This is a genomic window from Seonamhaeicola marinus, assembly GCF_008085455.1.
In genome coordinates, this window is the sequence record NZ_VSDQ01000348.1 from 248 (window position 1) to 1,304 (window position 1,057).

The window sequence follows — 1,057 nt, forward strand, 5'->3', positions numbered from 1 at the left end:
GTTACCTATTAAATATACAAAAAAAGCGGGCTTATTCAGGATTTCTCTTGATAAGGTAGTGTAGAAATTGTAATAAATCTTTAAAATAAAGTATCATAACATTACAAATATCGTAAAAAAACTAATATTTTTTTCATAATAATTGGTTAAAACCAAAAACCTAAAGTAAAATACCAAAATCCTTTAGTTTGCTCTGGTGAGTAACTATACTTTACTTGAATTGGGCCAACAAACGTATCAACAGCGTAACCTAAGGCGTAACCACGGTAATCTGGCAGCGTAAACCACTCGCCTGTATCAAAAATATCATCATCAATATTTGCCCAATTAGCTTCTAAAGTTATGTGGTGTTTTTTAAGCCAATTATAATCTAAACCCGCATAAGCTTTAACGTAACTATTTCCTGTTAATGAAATAAAATCATACCCTAAAAACGGCACAAAATTGTTAATTAAATTATTACCGTAACCACCCAAAGCAAAATCTAGAGTTTGGGTAGTTTTATCGCCTAATTTAAAGCCTCCTCCAGATTTTAAATTTACTGCCAATTTATCGGTTATACTAAAAGCATACCCTATATCTGCTTTAGCAATGCTGAAAGCGTCAAACGTTTTATTAAAATGCGATGCGTATAAGTACCAATGCAAATCGCCATTAAAATACACACCATTTTTAGGAAAATACTTATCATCATAGGTGTCTAGTTTTAAATTACTATAAAAACTAAAATAATCAGTGTTTTCAAAAACAAACTCTTCATCAACATTGTTGGTTGCCAATGTTTCAGATGTTATTTCTAAACGTTTATGTTCTGCTCCAATACTTAGGGCAAAGTCTTTTCTAAAAAGTGTTTGTAAGTAAAACTGATTGGTTTGGTCTTGTAACTCAACACCTATTTTATTTAAGCCCATGGCATCAATTTCAGTATCATTTAATAACAATGAGGCTGTTATATTTTTATTAAAATGACTGAAACTAGAGCGTAAACCTATACTCCAATAAAAACCTTTGTCTATTAAATAATCAAATTTATAGCGAATATTATCACCCAAAACCA

At 30.5% G+C, this 1,057-nt stretch carries 1 pseudogene; it reads right to left on the reverse strand.

Annotation, left to right across the window (positions count from 1 at the left end):
* Positions 1-146 precede the first annotated feature (146 nt).
* Positions 147-1,057 (reverse strand): annotated as a pseudogene (locus tag FUA24_RS04855) (patatin-like phospholipase family protein); the annotation flags it as partial.